Origin of the sequence: Reyranella humidisoli, assembly GCF_019039055.1 — a bacterium.
GTDB classification, from domain to species: domain Bacteria; phylum Pseudomonadota; class Alphaproteobacteria; order Reyranellales; family Reyranellaceae; genus Reyranella; species Reyranella humidisoli.
Map to the genome: position 1 here is coordinate 3,399,838 of NZ_JAHOPB010000001.1, position 15,559 is coordinate 3,415,396.

The 15,559-nt window shown below is 65.4% G+C and carries 20 protein-coding genes; 13 read left to right on the forward strand and 7 right to left on the reverse strand.

Annotated elements, in window-relative coordinates:
• The first annotated feature begins 56 nt into the window (after positions 1–56).
• The 4 genes from KQ910_RS16520 to KQ910_RS16535 all read left to right on the forward strand — a co-directional run bounded on the left by KQ910_RS16520 (position 57) and on the right by KQ910_RS16535 (position 4,104).
• Positions 57–1,202 carry a YncE family protein gene (locus KQ910_RS16520; RefSeq protein ID WP_216962517.1) on the forward strand — a complete coding sequence of 382 codons (1,146 nt, stop codon included), beginning with the start codon at positions 57–59 and terminating at the stop codon, positions 1,200–1,202.
• Positions 1,199–2,173, forward strand: coding sequence for a Bug family tripartite tricarboxylate transporter substrate binding protein (locus tag KQ910_RS16525; RefSeq protein ID WP_216962520.1), 975 nt, complete (start codon positions 1,199–1,201; stop codon positions 2,171–2,173). Before KQ910_RS16520 ends, KQ910_RS16525 begins: the two co-directional genes overlap by 4 nt.
• A 43-nt stretch (positions 2,174–2,216) precedes the next feature.
• Positions 2,217–3,122 (forward strand): universal stress protein, encoded by a 906-nt coding sequence (locus KQ910_RS16530; RefSeq protein WP_216962522.1) that lies wholly within the window; start codon positions 2,217–2,219, stop codon positions 3,120–3,122.
• 142 nt (positions 3,123–3,264) lie between these two features.
• On the forward strand, positions 3,265–4,104 hold the full coding sequence (locus KQ910_RS16535) for a universal stress protein (protein ID WP_216962525.1): 840 nt from the start codon (positions 3,265–3,267) through the stop codon (positions 4,102–4,104).
• On the opposite strand, the gene KQ910_RS16540 is transcribed toward KQ910_RS16535, so the two are convergent.
• Genes KQ910_RS16540 through KQ910_RS16550 form a run of 3 tightly spaced genes read right to left on the reverse strand, consistent with a single transcriptional unit; the run spans position 4,101 to position 6,627 of the window.
• A complete protein-coding gene (locus KQ910_RS16540; RefSeq protein ID WP_216962527.1) occupies positions 4,101–4,775 on the reverse strand; it encodes a DUF429 domain-containing protein in 675 nt (224 codons plus the stop codon). The genes KQ910_RS16535 and KQ910_RS16540 overlap by 4 nt on opposite strands.
• A gap of 7 nt (positions 4,776–4,782) precedes the next feature.
• Positions 4,783–6,000 (reverse strand): NADP-dependent isocitrate dehydrogenase, encoded by a 1,218-nt coding sequence (locus tag KQ910_RS16545; RefSeq protein ID WP_216962531.1) that lies wholly within the window; start codon positions 5,998–6,000, stop codon positions 4,783–4,785.
• Positions 6,001–6,033: 33 nt separating this feature from the next.
• Complete coding sequence (locus KQ910_RS16550) at positions 6,034–6,627, reverse strand: LOG family protein (protein ID WP_216962534.1); 594 nt, start codon at positions 6,625–6,627, stop codon at positions 6,034–6,036.
• Between the two features lie 116 nt (positions 6,628–6,743).
• On the opposite strand from KQ910_RS16550, the gene KQ910_RS16555 reads away from it, so the two are divergent.
• The 7 genes from KQ910_RS16555 (at position 6,744) to KQ910_RS16585 (ending at position 11,533) form a co-directional block, all read left to right on the forward strand.
• Complete coding sequence (locus tag KQ910_RS16555) at positions 6,744–7,823, forward strand: LysM peptidoglycan-binding domain-containing protein (RefSeq protein WP_216962538.1); 1,080 nt, start codon at positions 6,744–6,746, stop codon at positions 7,821–7,823.
• Between the two features lie 27 nt (positions 7,824–7,850).
• Positions 7,851–8,543 (forward strand): phosphatidylserine decarboxylase, encoded by a 693-nt coding sequence (locus tag KQ910_RS16560; RefSeq protein WP_216962541.1) that lies wholly within the window; start codon positions 7,851–7,853, stop codon positions 8,541–8,543.
• An 18-nt stretch (positions 8,544–8,561) separates the two neighbouring features.
• Positions 8,562–9,395, forward strand: a complete 834-nt coding sequence (pssA, locus tag KQ910_RS16565; protein ID WP_216962544.1) for a CDP-diacylglycerol--serine O-phosphatidyltransferase — start codon at positions 8,562–8,564, stop codon at positions 9,393–9,395.
• 15 nt (positions 9,396–9,410) lie between these two features.
• Positions 9,411–10,022: a CDP-alcohol phosphatidyltransferase family protein gene (locus KQ910_RS16570; protein WP_216962547.1), complete on the forward strand. Its 612-nt coding sequence runs from the start codon at positions 9,411–9,413 to the stop codon at positions 10,020–10,022.
• A 200-nt stretch (positions 10,023–10,222) separates the two neighbouring features.
• Positions 10,223–10,387: a Flp family type IVb pilin gene (locus KQ910_RS16575; RefSeq protein ID WP_082752294.1), complete on the forward strand. Its 165-nt coding sequence runs from the start codon at positions 10,223–10,225 to the stop codon at positions 10,385–10,387.
• Positions 10,388–10,418: 31 nt separating this feature from the next.
• A complete protein-coding gene (locus tag KQ910_RS16580; protein WP_216962550.1) occupies positions 10,419–10,913 on the forward strand; it encodes an A24 family peptidase in 495 nt (164 codons plus the stop codon).
• A 32-nt stretch (positions 10,914–10,945) separates the two neighbouring features.
• Entirely contained in the window at positions 10,946–11,533 is a 588-nt protein-coding gene (locus tag KQ910_RS16585) for a hypothetical protein (RefSeq protein ID WP_216962553.1), read from the forward strand.
• A 3-nt stretch (positions 11,534–11,536) separates the two neighbouring features.
• Here KQ910_RS16585 and KQ910_RS16590 read toward each other — a convergent pair whose 3' ends face one another.
• The 4 genes from KQ910_RS16590 to KQ910_RS16605 all read right to left on the reverse strand — a co-directional run bounded on the left by KQ910_RS16590 (position 11,537) and on the right by KQ910_RS16605 (position 14,050).
• Entirely contained in the window at positions 11,537–12,301 is a 765-nt protein-coding gene (locus KQ910_RS16590; RefSeq protein ID WP_216962556.1) for an SDR family NAD(P)-dependent oxidoreductase, read from the reverse strand.
• 241 nt (positions 12,302–12,542) lie between these two features.
• A complete protein-coding gene (locus tag KQ910_RS16595; RefSeq protein WP_216962561.1) occupies positions 12,543–12,773 on the reverse strand; it encodes a NepR family anti-sigma factor in 231 nt (76 codons plus the stop codon).
• A 116-nt stretch (positions 12,774–12,889) separates the two neighbouring features.
• A complete protein-coding gene (locus tag KQ910_RS16600) occupies positions 12,890–13,462 on the reverse strand; it encodes a sigma-70 family RNA polymerase sigma factor (RefSeq protein WP_216962564.1) in 573 nt (190 codons plus the stop codon).
• 123 nt (positions 13,463–13,585) lie between these two features.
• Positions 13,586–14,050 carry a sigma-70 family RNA polymerase sigma factor gene (locus KQ910_RS16605; protein ID WP_216962567.1) on the reverse strand — a complete coding sequence of 155 codons (465 nt, stop codon included), beginning with the start codon at positions 14,048–14,050 and terminating at the stop codon, positions 13,586–13,588.
• Between the two features lie 288 nt (positions 14,051–14,338).
• Between KQ910_RS16605 and KQ910_RS16610 the strand changes: the two genes are divergently transcribed.
• Both KQ910_RS16610 and KQ910_RS16615 read left to right on the forward strand, forming a co-directional pair.
• Positions 14,339–14,554: a YMGG-like glycine zipper-containing protein gene (locus KQ910_RS16610; protein WP_216962570.1), complete on the forward strand. Its 216-nt coding sequence runs from the start codon at positions 14,339–14,341 to the stop codon at positions 14,552–14,554.
• A gap of 196 nt (positions 14,555–14,750) precedes the next feature.
• The gene (locus KQ910_RS16615) at positions 14,751–15,554 is read left to right on the forward strand and encodes a response regulator (RefSeq protein ID WP_216962572.1); all 804 of its coding nucleotides are present in this window, start codon (positions 14,751–14,753) and stop codon (positions 15,552–15,554) included.
• The last annotated feature ends 5 nt before the right edge of the window (positions 15,555–15,559 follow it).

Genomic DNA, 15,559 nt, shown 5'->3' on the forward strand with positions numbered 1-15,559 from the left:
CTAGGGTCCTTCACGGCACGAAGCTCCACCAAGGAGCCGGCCCTGGAGGGAATCCCATGCGAAATACCATCATCGCCGGCGTTTGCGTTGCGTTGAGTCTCGGCGCCACGCAGGCGCAGGCACAGATCGCCGTGTCCTCGAACGATCACAAGATCGTCCAGGAGAACGGCGTCAATCGCAATCTCCCCAATCCGCCGCCCGACACGGTGACGATCCTCGATCTCGGCGCCCTGCCGGTGAAGGTCGTGGGCACCGTGTCCGACGTGCCGGGCAGCGTCGTCGGGCCGCCGCTGTCCGTCGCCATCACGCCGGACGAATCGATCGCGCTGATCGCTTCCTCCTCGAAGATCGATCCGGCCGACCCGACCAAGCTGGTGCCTGACGATCGTGTCACGGTGATCGATCTCAAGGACCGCAAGATCCTCGGGACGCTGAATACCGGTCCCGGCGCGGCCGGCATCTCCATCACCAAGGACGGCAAGCGTGCCTACGTGGCCAATCGCATGGCGGGCTCGATCTCGATCCTGTCGATCGACGGCAAGGACGTGAAGCTGGTGAAGACGGTGCCGCTCATGGATGCGAAGACGCTGCTCAGCCACATGGCCGTTTCGCCGGACGGTGCGACCGGTGTCGTGACGCGCAACGGGGACGCCAAGGTCGAGCTGATGAAGCTCGGGGGCGACAACATAACGTCGTCCTCGGTGCTCGACGTGGCGCCGCGGCCCTATGCCGTGTCGGTGACGCCGGACAGCAAGACCGCCGTCGTCGCGAGCCTCGGCGATCCCAAGGCCAACGGCATCCTCACCGTGATCGACCTCGCCACCGGCAAGATCGCCGGAACGGCCGACATCGGTCATGAGAATCTCGAGGGCATGATGATGTCGAGCGACGGACGCTGGATCGCGGCTGTCGCGCATGCCGGCTCGACACGGCCCAAGGACGCGCCGCAGTTCAAGCCCAACGGTATGGTCGTGCTCTACAAGCTCGACGGCGCGGGCCTCACCAAGACCGGCGAGGCACCGATCGGCGGCTGGTCGCAGGGCGCCTCGTTCTCGCGCGACGGTTCGGCCATCGTCGTCCAGAACATGAACCAGAAGAACCTGCAGGTATTCAAGAACGACAATGGCAAGATCATCGACACCGGGCAGAAGATCGATGTCGGCGGTGGCGCCGCAGCCGTTAGGAGCTCGACCGACCGATGATCCAGAGGCGTAGCGTACTCAGGCTGCCGCTCGCCGCCATTGCGGCGGGCGGTGTATCGGCGGCGCAGGCTCAGAGCTTCCCGTCGCAACCCGTCCATATCGTCGTGCCGTTTCCGCCCGGAGGCGGCACCGATTCGCTCGCGCGAGGGATCCAGGAGCCGCTGCAGAAGGCGCTGGGCGGCACGGTGATCGTCGACAACAAGGGCGGGGGCGGTGGCAGCATTGCGCACGAGTTCGTGGCCAAGCAGCCGGCCGACGGTCACTGGCTGGTGGTCGGCGCCAACAACCTGCCGCTCTATCCGCATATCGTCGCGAAGCTGGGCTTCGATGCGAAGACGGCTTTCGTGCCGATCGGCTTCATCGCCAAGCAGGAGTCTGTCCTTGTAGGCAGCCTCGACGCGCCGTGGCCAGATCTCAAGGCGATCATCGCTGCGGCCAAGGCGTCGCCGGGTTCGGTGCAGTACGGCACGGCCGGTCTCACCACGCCGATGCACCTGTCGACCGAGCAGTTCGCCATGCTGAACGGCATCAAGCTGACGCATGTGCCCTTCCGCGGCACCGGACCGCTGGTGACCGACCTGCTGGGCGGCCACATCAAGCTCGGCATGTCGAGCATCACCAGCGTGGCGCAGCAGATCGCGGCGGGGAAGCTGAAGCCCTATGCCATGGCCTCGCTGGAGCGCTCCTCGGTGGCGCCCACTATCCCGACGTTCAAGGAACTGGGCGCCGGCGATGTCGACGGCACCATCGTCTATACGCTGCTCGCGCCCGCCGGCACGCCGCCGTCTGTTGTTGCCAAGTTGAACGAGGCTCTGAACGCCGCTGTTGCGACACCGGAGCAGAAGCAGGACCTCTCCAAGCGCGGCTTCGTCGCCATGGGCGGCACGCCGCAGCAACTCGGCGACTGGCTGAAGGTCCAGGAAGCGATCTGGGTGCCGGTGCTGCGGGCGGCGGGGATCAAGCCGGAGTAGGCGGGCCCCGCTCCGGATGGCGCCAGCACGATCCGGAAGTGGCTTGATCGACGTCAAGGCGTGCTTCCCCGGCACCTCGATATTGCCGACACCAACCGCAGAGGGCTGCATGCGTTCAATCCTCGTCACCGTCGACGACACTCCGTCCGCCATCGCGGCCAGGGCTCTCGCCGTGGCGCTGGCTCGACAATGCGGGGCTCGCGTGAGGGGCGTGACGGCCCTTGACGTCAGCGATCTGGAGGGCGTCGAAGCGGTTCCCATGGGCGGCGCACAGTTCGGCTACGAGCGGTACCGGCGTCGACAGGAACTGGCGAAGGAGCGACGTGCGCGCGTCGCGCAACTGCCGGAATTGTTCGAACGGTCTATGGCCGAGTCGGGCATGCAGGCCGCTTGCACGACGATCAATGCCGACATTCGCGCCGGACTGCTTCGAATCGTCGAGACGTGCGACCTCGTCGTTACCGGGCGAGACACCGAGTTCCACCTTGAACCGCTCGAGGGCGTGACGCCTCTGGTCGACCACATCATCGCAAAGGGAAGTCGCCCCGTCGTGGTGTGCGGCCCCGAATGGAACGACCGCGGTCCGGTAGTGGTGGCCTACGACGGCAGCGCTCCGTCGGCGAAGGCGTTGCAGATCGCTGCCTTGATGGGAGTCTTCGGCACCGCTGACGTTCGTATTGTTTCCGTGTCCCGTGAGGCACAAGCGGCCGCGGCGGCTGTGGAGCGCGCGCGATCTTTCCTGGACGCTCACGGCGTCATGGCGGAAGTGGAGGTCATCGAATCGACCGAACACCCGGCCGATCTGCTGGCAAGGCGCGCTGCGGAGATGGGCGCAAGGTTGCTGGTCATGGGCGCCTTCGGTCATCGCGGCCTCGGCGACATTCTCTTCGGCTCCACGACCCGGCGCCTGTTCGACCGGGTTCCGGTTCCGCTGTTCATCTATCACTGAGGGGCCAACGACCGGACGTGGTCCGCCGGGGTTGATGCAGATCAAGGGCAGACGGGCCGTCTTTCTCCAGAATTGCACAGCTTGTGAGATTGGGCCTTCGGCCGCCCCTCACGCGCTCGGCTCACTCAACTGGAGAAGAGACATGAATACGACCCGCAGGGCCTATATGCCGTTGGCGACCTATCCAGAGACGGTCGAAGATGAGGCCGTCCTGGCGGCTGCCGGCTTCGCCATGTCGCTGGGAGGCGAGCTCGTGGTTACGACCTTCTCCGTCGACATTCCACGGGTGCAGTCGCCGTTGGCCGGCCTGCTGATCGACATCCCCGGTCTGGTTCAGGCGGCCGAAGACAAGAGCAAGTCCGAATGCGCCCGCCTCCAGAGCCTGATCGGCGGGCTCGCAGCTCCGCCCGCGGTGAACTGCACGAGCCGGAAGATCCTTCTGAGCGGGCTCCTCGATGCGGCTGCCGCCGAGGCTCGATACTACGATCTGGCGGTGCTTCCCTGGTCCAGGGAAGAGGCTTCCGCCCAGCATCTGATCGAGGCCGTCGTATTCGGATCCGGTCGGCCAGCCATTCTGGTGCCGAGTTCCGCCCAGCCGGCCGCCAAGCTGGACCATATCGCGATCGCGTGGGATGCAAGCCGGGTCGCCGCCCGCGCGCTCGGCGATGCCCTTCCCCTTCTGGCAGACGGTGGTCGCGTCACGGTGTTGACGGTCGGCGATGAGAAGCCTCTGGCTGGAGCAGCTCTCGCCAGCCTTCTTGCTTCCTCGCTGGAGAAGCGGGGGGTGAAGGCACATCCCATGGAGATCACTCTCGGCGAAAAGACGATCGCCCAGGCGTTGCAGGAGAAGGCCCTGGCGGAGGGCGCGCAGATGCTTGCGATGGGAGGCTTCGGCCATTCCCGCCTCCGCGACTTCGTTCTCGGCGGCGCAACCACGGGTGTGTTCGCGGATCTTCGCCTGCCCGTGTTGCTGTCGCACTAGAACCAGATGTTCATCGGGAGCCCGTAGCGGTCACGCTCGTGCTCCGCGCCCAGGCGCTTGGCCGTGCCCTCGGCGATCAGCAGGGCCGTTCGGCAGACGGCGATGGCGTCGAGCACGTCGTCGCGCGCGGCACCCGACACGGTGCTTGGCGTCCAGTCGAAGCCGTGCCGCGCGAGGAGGCCGAGGCGTTCCGCGAAACCCTCGGGTTTGCGCTTCTTGCTGAGTACGGGCTTGCCGCCGTTCATGCGGGCGAAGGCGAGTTCTGGATGCGCTTCGTGGACGATCGCGTGGAGGGCCTTGTTGCCGCGCATCAGCGCGTCGACCTCACGCATCTTGGGGAAGAGATGAAACGTCTGCCGGGGTAGCCCGATCCCCAGGCTCTTGCTGAGGGCATTGGCCTCGGCATGCGTGGTGCCGTCGAGGGCCGGCCGGCAAGGAGTGGGGAAGACCGAACTCGCCTTGCCGGGCAGGAGCTTCCGAGCCTCGACTTCGCAGGCGCGCGGCGGGCGCGGCACATCGACGAAGCCGATCGGCATGTCGACGGCCAGAATCAAAAGACCCTCGCAGGCTTCGGCGAGGGTCTTCACGACTCTTATATCGAGGACGCCGTCAGCGTCGCGCCGGCAGACGACCCAGCCGGTACGACAGCCGTCGGCGCCCGCGACGATCAACGAGCGCCTACCAGCTGGCCATCTTGGCCGTGAGGTCACGGTCCAGCACCGCCAGGAACTCCTCGGTCGTCATGTAGGGCTGGCCCTTGTCGATCAGGAGCGCGAGATCCTTGGTCATCCTGCCGCCCTCGACCGCCTCGACGCAGACCTTCTCCAGCGCCTCCGCGAACTTCACCACCTCGGGCGTGCCGTCGAACGTGCCGCGGTACTTGAGGCCCTGCGTCCAGGCGAAGATCGACGCAATCGGGTTGGTCGAGGTCGGCTTGCCTTTCTGGTGTTCGCGGTAGTGGCGCGTCACCGTGCCGTGCGCGGCCTCGGCCTCGACGGTCTTGCCGTCGGGAGTCAGCAGCACCGACGTCATGAGGCCCAGCGAGCCGAAGCCCTGGGCCACCGTGTCGGACTGCACGTCGCCGTCGTAGTTCTTGCACGCCCAGACGAATTCGCCGTGCCACTTCAGGGCGGAGGCGACCATGTCGTCGATCAGGCGGTGCTGGTAGCCGATGTTCTTCGCCTTGAACCTGTCGGCGAACTCCTTGTCGAAGACTTCCTGGAACAGGTCCTTGAAGCGGCCGTCGTAGCGCTTGAGGATGGTGTTCTTGGTCGAGAGATAGACCGGCCAGCCGCGCATCAGGCCATAATTGAACGAGCTGCGCGCGAAGCCGATGATCGATTCGTCGAGATTGTACATCGTCATGGCGACGCCGCCGGCCGGGAAGTCGAACACGTCGCGCTCGATCACCGTGCCGTCCTCACCCTCGAAGCGGACCGTGAGCTTGCCCTTGCCCGGCACCACGAAGTCGGTGGCGCGGTACTGGTCGCCGAAGGCGTGGCGGCCGATGACGATCGGATGCGTCCAGCCCGGCACGAGGCGGGGGACGTTCTTGCAGACGATCGGCTCGCGGAAGATCGTGCCGCCGATGATGTTGCGGATGGTGCCGTTGGGAGACCGCCACATCTCCTTGAGCTTGAACTCTTCCACGCGCTGCTCGTCCGGCGTGATCGTCGCGCACTTCACGGCGACGCCGTATTGCAGCGTGGCATTGGCCGAATCGACCGTCACCCGGTCGCCGGTCGCGTCGCGGTTCTCGATGCCGAGGTCGTAATACTTCAGGTCGATGTCGAGATAGGGAAGGATCAGCTTGTCCTTGATGAACGCCCAGATGATCCGGGTCATCTCGTCGCCGTCCATCTCGACGATCGGGTTCTTCACCTTGATCTTCGGCATCATGCTTCCTTTCGCGCCCCAAAACGCCGGGTGCTAGACGCGGTCGAGCCGCTTTTCGAAGCCTTCGGAGCGGGGCATGGCCGCGATGGCGGGCAGGACGTCCTTCAAATCGCTCACGAAGGCGACGTGGTCGAGATGGGCAGGTTCGGCAAAGCCGCCGCCCACCACGCCCTTGAGCAGAGCCGCCAGGGGCTGCCAGTAGCCGCCCTGGTCGATGATGACGATCGGCTTGCTGTGCAGGCCGAGCGTCCGCCAGGACAGGACTTCGAAGAATTCCTCCAGGGTGCCGATGCCGCCCGGCAGAACCGCGAAGGCGTCGGAGCGCTCGAACATCTGCAGCTTGCGCTCGTGCATGGTCTCGACGACCACGGTTTCCGTGAGCGCCGGATGGCCCGCCTCGCGCTGCAGCAGGAAGTTCGGGATGATGCCGACGGCCCGGCCTCCCGCATCGAGGGCGGCGTTGGCCACCAGGCCCATCAGCCCCACACCGCCGCCGCCATAGACCAGCGTGATGCCCTCCCGGGCCAGCAGGCGGCCGAGGCCGACCGCCGTCTCGCGGGTGGCGGGATCGGTGCCGAAACGGGCACCGCAGAAGACGCAGAGGGAAGAAGGGGTGAACTCGGGCACGAAAGCTGCTCTTCTGGGACGAACCAGCGCGTTTCAGCGCGGGTGTGGCATGGTATTGTTACGCAAAGGCTGGCTGCGACGCCAATGGGGATGGTGGTCGCACCGTTGGGAGGGCGATGTCACGAACTGTTTTCGGGCTGGTCGCTGTGGGCGCCGTGGTGATTGCGATCGCCCTGGGCGTTGCATGGCGCGGGAAGATGACCGAGCAGGCAGCGATCGACCGCCCCCCGCAGGTCGTCGGCGCGCCCGCGGCCGCGCCCACGCCTGACACCCTGACGACGGCGACCGCCCAGAAGGATCAGGCCGCTACGGGCTTCCAGATCATGGCCGGAAGCGCGCCTGCCGCGGCGCCGCCGCCCGTCATACGAGCGCCGACATTCGACGTTGCCCGCATCGGGACGGATGGCCGGGCCGTGATCGCCGGCCGCGCGGCGCCGGGGGCCAAGATCGTCCTTCTCGACGGCGGCCGCGAAATTGCCAAGGCCGAGTCCGATGCGCGGGGCGAATGGGTGATTATCGTCCAGGATCCGCCGCTTGCGGTGGGCCAGCATGAGCTTCGCGTGGTCCAGCACATCGAAGGCAAGGCGCCGCTCACCTCCGAGCAGTCGGTGGTCGCCGTGGTGCCGGAGCCGCCGGCGGCAAGCGCGCCCGCCCAGCCGCGCGCCGAGACGCTGGTGATGATCTCGCCGCCGTCCGGTGCTGCGACCGTCGTGCAGCCGCCGACGACGGCAGGCTTGCCGAAGGCCGCCGATCTCTCTCTGTCCACGGTCGACTACGACGATCGTGGCCATGTCACCGTATCCGGCCTTGCCGCTCCGGGCACCGTGGTCAGGGCCTATGTCAACGACAGGATGGTGGCCGAGGGCGTGGCCGCCTCGGACGGTCGCTGGCGGTTGAAGCCCGCCGAACCGATCGGGGAGGGCAAGCATCTGCTGAGGCTCGACCGGATCGCCCAGGACGGCAGGCCGGTCGCACGCCTCGAGCTGCCGTTCGAGCGCGTCGTCGTGGCGCCGGTGTCGAACAGCGACGCACGGCGCCTGCACATCGTGCGGGGCGACAATCTCTGGAACATCGCCCAGGCCCACTACGGCGCGGGCTGGCACCACACCGTCATTTTCGCCGCAAACAAAGATCAGGTTAAAAATCCCCATCTGATATATCCGGGGCAAATTCTCAGCCTGCCCAAGGTCAACTGACCTTCGCAAACGGAGTGCGTCCGACCCATGTTGGCCAATTTTCTGGTGCCGATCCTTGCCGACGGATGGCGCTTCATCGCTCTTTTCGCGGCCGCGACGTTCCTGGCGGCGTTGACCGGCGTGGCTTGGCTGTTCTGGCCTCTGATGGTCGTGACCCTGTGGTCGATCTACTTCTTCCGCGACCCGCCGCGTGGCGTGCCGCAGGATGACGGGCTGCTGATCGCGCCGGCTGACGGGCTGGTGCAGATGGTGGTCGATGCCGTGCCGCCCGCCGAACTGGGGTTGGGCGACAAGCCGCTGACGCGCGTGTCGATCTTCCTCAGCGTGTTCGATGTGCACATCAACCGCAGCCCCTGCGCGGGAACCATCGAGGTGGTCGCCTACCGGCCTGGCAAGTTCCTGAGCGCCAACGCCGACAAGGCGAGCGAGGACAACGAGCGCACGGCCCTGGCCCTGCGCCGTGCCGACGGAAGGCTCATCGGCTGCGTGCAGATTGCGGGTTACGTGGCCCGCCGTATCGTCTGCTACGTGAAGCCGGGGCAGGCGGTCGTGGCGGGGGAACGATTCGGCCACATCCGCTTTGGTAGTCGTACGGATCTCTACCTGCCGGAGGGTGCGCGGCTGCTGGTATCGCCGGGTCAGCGCATGATCGGTGGCGAGACCGTGATGGCCGAACTCGATCCCGCCGTTTCGGGGCCGCGAACCGCCATTGAATTCTAGCGTGCAGGGAGCACGGACATGGACAGCGACCCGCGTTTGCAGCGCAGCGGATTGCGCGGCTTCTCCATCAACCGCCTGATCCCCAATATCCTGACGCTGGCGGCCCTCTGTTCGGGCCTCACCGCCATCCGGTTCGGCCTGCAGGGAGAACTGCGCCTGGCGGTCATCGCCATCATCGTTGCCGCGATCTTCGATGCGCTCGACGGCCGCGTCGCCCGGCGGCTCGGTGTCACCAGCCGGTTCGGCGCGGAGCTCGATTCGCTGTCGGATTTCCTTTGCTTCGGCGTGGCGCCGGCCCTCGTCCTGTACCTCGCATCGCTCACCCATGCGGGCGCAGTGGGCTGGGTCGTGACCTTGATGTTCCCGATCTGCTCGGCGTTGCGTCTCGCGCGCTTCAACACGGCTCTGGAAGCGGATGTACCGCCGCCGGCCTGGACGGGCTCGTTCTTCACCGGGGTTCCTGCGCCGGCCGGGGCGCTGCTCGCGCTGATGCCGCTCATGGTGAGCTTCGAGATCGAGGCTGCCTGGCCGCGCCATGCCGTGGTCGTGGGCCTCGTACTGGTGGCCGTCGGTGGCCTCATGGTCAGCCGCCTTCCCACCTTTTCCTTCAAGAAGGGCAGGATACCCCGCCATCTGGTGCTGCCGGCCCTGCTTGCGGCGGCCCTGGTGATGGGTGTTCTGGCCAGTGCTCCCTGGATTGCGCTGTCACTGATCGGCCTCGGCTATTTGTGCCTGATCCCGTTCAGCATAATTTCCCATCGTCGCCAGACGCTGCAGGACCGCAAAGCTGCCGAGGCGTCGGCCATTGTGCCGCTGCGCTCCGTCGACAAAGGAATGCCGCCGCGCGAATAGGCTTCGGCGACGTCGATGCTCGATCCCGTCCTGCGCCGCTGGATCGACCCGCCACTCGATCGCGCCGGCGCGTGGATCGCGGCCCGCGGGGTTTCGGCCAATGCCGTGAGCCTTGCCGGCCTCGCCATCGGCCTGTGTACCGTGCCGCTTCTGGCATTCGGGCACTACGGACTCGCCATGGCGGCGATCTTCGTCAATCGCCTGCTCGACGGGCTGGATGGGGCCGTCGCGCGCCACGGCCGGCCGACCGCCCTGGGCGGCTATCTCGATATCGTCTGCGACATGGTTTTCTATGCCGCGGTCCCTCTGGGATTCGCCCTGGCGCGGCCTGAAAACTCGGTCTGGGCCGCAGTGTTGCTCGCTTCCTTTGTCTGCACGTGCGCTTCCTTCCTGGGACGGGCGGTCATGGCAGCCGGTCGGGGCGAGTCCGATACGGGCGCACGAGGGAGGAAATCCATCTTCCATTCGGCGGGCCTCATGGAAGGGACCGAGACGATCCTGGCCTTCGTCCTCTTCTGCCTCTTCCCGATCGCCTTCCCCTGGCTGGCCGGAATCGTGGCGTTGCTATGCTTCTGGACGGCGGCTGCCCGGGTTCTTGCGACCTTTGCAGCCGAGTCAAATTCCTGATTTTTGATCTTCTCGGGGACGGCGGCGATTCGCAGGGCGACAAACGCGACCCGCAAAATTCCCTATAAAAATCATATTGTTAGAAAAGATGACACAAATTGGTCTAGTTTCAATTGACCTACCAATTCACTTTAAGTACGGTTGCTAAGTGATTTCGAGCGGGCTGCTGGGCAGCCGTCAATATTGAGCTGGAGATAGAAATGCTTTCGATTTTCCGCCGCTTGATGAAAAACACCGACGGCGCCACCGCGGTCGAGTACACCCTCATCACCTCGCTGATCGCCGTCGCAGCCATTGCGTCGATGCGTTCCGTCAGCGGCAAGGTGAGCCACGTCCTCGGCGCGGCGACCAACGCCCTCAACTAACCGATCGTCGAAGGCCTTGCCGCAGCTGGGAATGCTCTTCCAGACCGGCTGCCTGGTCCTTCTGGCGGGCCTTTTGCTCGTGGCCGCTTGGCGGGATTTGCGGACCTTGCGGATCGGCAACGAGCTTTCGCTCGGCATCGCTGCTCTGTTCGGCGTGTGGGCTGTCGCAGGCTGGCTGGCTGGCGAACTTTCACCGCTTTTTCTTGGGGCTTCGGTCGCCTGTGCGGCCGGGTTGTTCGGCGTGGGGGCGGTGGCCTTTGCGAACGGAATGATCGGCGGCGGTGACGTGAAGTTTCTTGCCGCTGTCGGCCTGTTCGCCGGCCCCGCTCATGTCGTCGATTTTATGCTGGTCACGGCGCTGGTGGGCGGCGTGCTCGGCCTCGCCCTCTTGGCAGGGGCACCGATCGGCCCTGTCTCGAGCCGCGGAGATGCGACGCTGCGCAATCGCCTGCGGAGCCGGGTGCCCTACGGGCCGGCCATCGCCGCAGGGGGGCTTTGGGTTGCAATGAGACTGTCTCTCGGTTGAGACTGACGCCGACGGGAAGGGAGCCCAATTCCATGCTGATGCCGAAGACGATACTGGCCGCGTTTTTCGCAACGACGCTGGCTTCCGCGGCGGTTGCCCAGTCTCCGGCGACGTCGTCGTCCGCTCCGCGCAGCAGCATCGACATCCCGGCGACCCCTGGCGGGCCTGAGTTTCGCGATCCCAAGACCGGCCAGATCTGGACTCCCCAGAACGTCGGGCGGGGGCCGATCGGAAAGCCGACGCCGGCGGATCTGGCCTTCGATCCGCTCGCGCAGGCGGCCCGCATAGAGGGCCGGGTGGTACAGCGGCCGGCCTTCGTGCCGGTGGGCTGGTCCACCCCGACGGCTGGGCCTGCAACGCCGCTTGTGACCCTGGACAATGCCAGCCTGCGCGCCGTGCCGTCCCGGCGGTGGCAGGTGGTGCTTTACGTCAACAACAACAGCGCGGGCACGCTGGCGCCGATGATCGACTGCCGCTTCACCAATGCCGGCAAGCTGGTCGAGGATACGCGGGTGCTGATGCCGGGCATCGGCGCGGGCGTGCGCGGCGGCGTCGTGATCCATGGACCGAAGACGGACCTGTTCGTCGATCGTGCCACCTGCCGCATCGTCTCTCCCTGATCCCTATCCCTGGACCGAGTATCCGCCGTCGACGGTGATGGCGGCGCCCGTGACATAGTCCGAGGCTGGTGCGGCCAGGAAGACCGCGATGCCGGCGAAATCCTCCGGCGTGCCCCAGCGGCCGGCCGGCGTGCGGTTCAGCACGGAATCGTGCAGGGCCGGCACGTCGCGGCGTGCCCGCTGGGTGAGGGCGGTGTCGATCCAGCCGGGCAGGATCGAGTTCACCTGGATGTTGTCCCTGGCCCAGGCGGTGGCCATCGCCTTGGTCATCTGCACGATGCCACCCTTGCTGGCGGCGTAGGCGGTGGTGAACGAGGCGCCGAAGATCGACATCATCGAGCCGATGTTGATCATCTTGCCGCCGCCGCCCTTCTTCATCTCGGGATAGGCGGCGTGGCTGCACAGGAAGGCACTGGTCAGATTGCTGTCGAGCACCTGGTGCCATTCGGCGAGCGTGTATTCCTGCGGCTGCTTGCGGATATTGATGCCGGCATTGTTGACCAGGATGTCGAGGCGACCATGGGCCTTCACGGCGTTGGATACGAGCGCGCGGCACGAGTCCTCCTGTAGAACGTCGACCGCGATCGCGCTGGCCTTGGCGCCGATGGCCTTGAGCTCCGCGACTGCCGCGTCGTTCTTCTCGGCATTGCGACCGGCGACGACCACCGTGGCGCCCGCGAGTGCCATGCCCTTGGCCATGCCGAGACCGATCCCGCCGTTGCCGCCCGTGACGACGGCCACTCGGCCCGAAAGATCGAACAGTTTCATTGCTTTGCCTCCCGATTTCGTCCCGCCTGTATAGCCGAGGCGAGGAACCGCCGACAGGCCGCGCCCGTTAGCCCGCCACGGAGTAGGAGTTCGTGGAGCGTCGGCCGGGCTGACCGGCGATCCGCGGACAAGGGTGGCGGCGGTCGCGAGACCGCCGCCATTTCGTTTGGGGCGCGCGCAGAAAGAAAACCGCCCCGGATGCGGGGCGGTTAAATTGGCTGATCAGCGCAAAACGTAAAGCCTACTTCTTGGAAGGCTCGTCTGTAGAAGAACCTTTGTTGCCGATGCTGGCGGCGTCCTTGTCGATCAGGTTGACCAGATCGTCGGGAAGAGGCTCTTTTGCGATCTCGTCGTACATCGCATGAAGCTGCTTGTGCAGCCACATGTCGAAGGGGCGATCGTTACCCTTGGGCTTGGGGCGCGCTGACTTTTCAGCGCGCCCACCCTCGGGCATATCGTCATTGGTCGCCATAACACGCTCCCCGGAGGCGGAAGCCCACTCCGCGGGATCCTGTCCGACCCATTCAACTCTCCCCGTGGGACCACTCATGACTATGTCGCACTCAAACGCATGACTGAAAAGAGGCCTTAACGGGTCGCGGCAAGAGAGTCTTCGTCACGACGGTCGACGGAGGGACGGCGCGTGTCCGCCGGACGGCGGGTATCGCCCTCCAGCAACAGGCGCTCCAGCGTGTCGCGCGCGCGGGAGATGCGGCTCTTCACGGTACCGACCGACACGCCGGTATGCTCGGCGATCGTCTCGTAGGGAAGGCCCTCGAGGACGGCGAGGAGAAGAGCCTCGCGCTGGGCCGCCGCAAGCTTAGCGAACGCCGACATGAACTCGCGCATGACCAATCCGCTCTCCTGATGAGGGGGATGAGAGAGGGATTCAGCGATCGCCGTGTCGACGGGGACGGTCGGGCGGCGGCGGCGCAGGCCGGAAATGAATTCGTTGCGCTGGATACGGAACAGCCAGGCCGCCAGGTTGGTACCCGGCTGGAAGCTGTTGCGACCGGTGAGAGCCTTGATCACGGTGTCGTGGACCAGGTCATCCGCCTGATCGCGGTCGCGGGTCAACGACAGTGCATAGATGCGCAGGCGGGGCAGGATCGTCTTCAGCTGCTCGTGGAAGTCGCCGGAGTCCTGGGTCTGCGTCGTCATGTAGGTGTCTCCCGAATTGAGGCGTCGTGTACTGAACGAATGCCGGCGAGGCCGATTGGTTACACGGCGTCGACCATTTTTCTCAATTCTTTGAAAAACCTGCAGAAATCTGGCCGCCAGTCGCTACTGGAGCTTCTCCGACAGGAGCTTGCGGGCTCGCGAAACCCGCGCTTTGAGGGTGCCGACCGAGCAACCACACAGGCTCGCCGCTTCCTCGTAGGAGAAGCCGCCGGCGCCGATCAGGACCAACGCCTCCCGCGATTGCGGATTGAGCTTCCACAATTCCGACGAGAGTTCCTTAAGGGCGAGCGTGGCTTCCGGATTATCCACCGCGGGAAGCGGCGTGGCCGCCTCGTTGTCTATGGTGAGCGGGCGGCGACGCTGCGTGCGGAGATCGGAATAGAAACGATTCCGCATGATGGTGAACAGCCAGCCCTTCAGGTTCGTGCCGGGCATGAACTGTTCGCGCTTGTCGAGAGCAGCGAGAATAGTGTTCTGGACGAGATCGTCGGCCGCTTCGCGTTCGCGACACATGAAACGCGCAAACGCACGCAGATCCGGCAGAAGAGCGACGATCTCATCCTTCATCGCTTTCTCATCTGGGGATCATGAGGCGGGGCCGAAAGGGCAAATCGCATTGGCAACCACATCCAGGCGCTTTTGTTGTGAGAGGAATACTTGGAATCGCCTTGTTGGGAACCTTGGCCACGCCGGAGCGTTGCAACACGTAAATCTCGACCAGCCATCACGGATCAAAAGAGGATCTCATGGGCCGCGCAGCTCTCCTTTGGTTTCTGGGGGTTCCGATCCCCGTGCTCCTGCTGATGTGGGTGCTGGGTTGGCTTCACTGAAGATAATTTTATGCGGGGGACAATGATGAACAGACTTATCGCAGCGTCGGTGGTGGTGTCTCTGGCCCTTCTTACGGGAGCATGCGGCAACCGACCGGTCGATAGGGCCCTGACCGGTGGCGCGATCGGAGCTGGTACCGGTGCGGTCGTTGGCTCGACCGTCGGCAATCCGGTGGCCGGTGCCGTGATCGGCGGTGCCGCGGGCGCCACTATCGGCGCGGTGACGGCGCCGGAGCGATAACCTAAAAGGATGGAGACAGGGTGCTGCGGATGGGTGAAGTGAGCCCGTCCGCAAACATTTGTCTGGGCCGAGCGAGAGCCAGCGCGTTGCAGGGGCCGGCGGCAAGTTGTCTACGGGCGCACACCGCGTAGTGTAGGTGTTGCACGCAGCGCGGCGTGACGCGAGAAACGACTTTCGAGTGATGAGGGAGAACGACGTGGCTGAAGAGCAGGTGGCTTCCAAGAAAGTTTCGGAGGCGATCACCAGGACGCTTCCTTTCCTGCGTCGCTACGCCCGGGCCGTTACCGGCTCGCAGCAGCAGGGCGACGAATGGGTTCGTCTCTGCGCCGAGGTGGCCGTTCAGCAGCCGGAACTGATTGCCGAGGCGGAGGATACGAAGGTTGGCGTGTTCGCGCTGTTCCATCGACTCCGCCAGCCTTTCGGCGTGATCGAGGAAGGGGCGGCCGGCAGTGAAAGCGTTCGCGGGCGCCTGAAGGAATCGCTGACCGACATGGCGCCGATGCAGCGCCAGGTGCTCCTGCTCACCGTACTCGAGGGCTTCACCATTTCCGATGCCGCCCACATTCTCGGCGTGAGCGTCGACGAGGCGGAGCGCAGCCTCGAGGAAGCACGCCGTGAACTGCAGCGCGTCGCGTCGGTCCGCATTCTGGTCATCGAGGACGAGGCCGTCATCGCGCTCGACGTCGCCGACATCGTCCGCAACGCCGGCCACGAGGTCGTGGGTATCGCCGCGACCGAGAAGACGGCGATCGAGCTCGCCAGGAAGCATTCGCCGCATCTGGTGCTGGCCGATATCCAGCTGCGCGGTTCCGACAGCGGCATCTCCGCCGTGAACCAGATCATGAAGTCGATGTCGGTGCCGGTGATCTTCGTCACGGGCTTCCCCGAGCGGCTCCTCACAGGCAAACAGGTCGAGCCGGCGTTCGTGATCTCGAAGCCGTTCGACCCCGATCTGCTGCGTGCGGCGATCGCCCAGGCGCTCGATACCGTATCGATCTGAGACGA

What these genes read in the sequence shown, in the direction of transcription:
- KQ910_RS16520 (WP_216962517.1), top strand. Translation starts at nt 57, where the DNA reads ATGCGAAATACCATCATCGCCGGCGTTTGCGTTGCGTTGAGTCTCGGC.
- KQ910_RS16525 (WP_216962520.1), top strand. Translation starts at nt 1,199, where the DNA reads ATGATCCAGAGGCGTAGCGTACTCAGGCTGCCGCTCGCCGCCATTGCG.
- KQ910_RS16535 (WP_216962525.1), top strand. Translation starts at nt 3,265, where the DNA reads ATGAATACGACCCGCAGGGCCTATATGCCGTTGGCGACCTATCCAGAG.
- KQ910_RS16545 (WP_216962531.1), bottom strand. Translation starts at nt 6,000, where the DNA reads ATGCCGAAGATCAAGGTGAAGAACCCGATCGTCGAGATGGACGGCGAC.
- KQ910_RS16555 (WP_216962538.1), top strand. Translation starts at nt 6,744, where the DNA reads ATGTCACGAACTGTTTTCGGGCTGGTCGCTGTGGGCGCCGTGGTGATT.
- KQ910_RS16560 (WP_216962541.1), top strand. Translation starts at nt 7,851, where the DNA reads ATGTTGGCCAATTTTCTGGTGCCGATCCTTGCCGACGGATGGCGCTTC.
- pssA (WP_216962544.1), top strand. Translation starts at nt 8,562, where the DNA reads ATGGACAGCGACCCGCGTTTGCAGCGCAGCGGATTGCGCGGCTTCTCC.
- KQ910_RS16570 (WP_216962547.1), top strand. Translation starts at nt 9,411, where the DNA reads ATGCTCGATCCCGTCCTGCGCCGCTGGATCGACCCGCCACTCGATCGC.
- KQ910_RS16575 (WP_082752294.1), top strand. Translation starts at nt 10,223, where the DNA reads ATGCTTTCGATTTTCCGCCGCTTGATGAAAAACACCGACGGCGCCACC.
- KQ910_RS16580 (WP_216962550.1), top strand. Translation starts at nt 10,419, where the DNA reads ATGCTCTTCCAGACCGGCTGCCTGGTCCTTCTGGCGGGCCTTTTGCTC.
- KQ910_RS16585 (WP_216962553.1), top strand. Translation starts at nt 10,946, where the DNA reads ATGCTGATGCCGAAGACGATACTGGCCGCGTTTTTCGCAACGACGCTG.
- KQ910_RS16590 (WP_216962556.1), bottom strand. Translation starts at nt 12,301, where the DNA reads ATGAAACTGTTCGATCTTTCGGGCCGAGTGGCCGTCGTCACGGGCGGC.
- KQ910_RS16595 (WP_216962561.1), bottom strand. Translation starts at nt 12,773, where the DNA reads ATGGCGACCAATGACGATATGCCCGAGGGTGGGCGCGCTGAAAAGTCA.
- KQ910_RS16600 (WP_216962564.1), bottom strand. Translation starts at nt 13,462, where the DNA reads ATGACGACGCAGACCCAGGACTCCGGCGACTTCCACGAGCAGCTGAAG.
- KQ910_RS16605 (WP_216962567.1), bottom strand. Translation starts at nt 14,050, where the DNA reads ATGAAGGATGAGATCGTCGCTCTTCTGCCGGATCTGCGTGCGTTTGCG.
- KQ910_RS16610 (WP_216962570.1), top strand. Translation starts at nt 14,339, where the DNA reads ATGAACAGACTTATCGCAGCGTCGGTGGTGGTGTCTCTGGCCCTTCTT.